At 63.5% G+C, this 264-nt stretch carries 1 pseudogene; it reads right to left on the minus strand.

From position 1 onward, the window contains the following. Nucleotides 1-199 (minus strand): annotated as a pseudogene (locus ACQ4LH_RS22100) (hypothetical protein); the annotation flags it as partial. Between the last annotated feature and the right edge of the window lie 65 nt (nucleotides 200-264).

The raw sequence follows: 264 nt of genomic DNA on the forward strand, positions 1-264 counted from the left end.
GCGGCAGCGTCAGATGTGGAGAAGAGACAGCATGGAGGTCGACCTCCTCGCGCATGGCGCGGTCCAGGCGAGCGAAATCCTTCAGCCCGACCACCAGCTCGGCAATCTGCTCCAGGCCATAGAGGGTGTCGCTGAACAGCTGGGTAAAGTGGTCCACCAGCAGTTCCGGCGCGGCCTTGACGCGGGCCTSGGCAGCAGCTGTCTCTTATACATATTTGACGCCGCTGACGACGCCCCACGAGACGAGGCCTTGGAGGGTGCTCG

This window comes from Pseudomonas peli (genome assembly GCF_050563605.1).
In the GTDB taxonomy this organism is placed as follows: domain Bacteria; phylum Pseudomonadota; class Gammaproteobacteria; order Pseudomonadales; family Pseudomonadaceae; genus Aquipseudomonas; species Aquipseudomonas peli_A.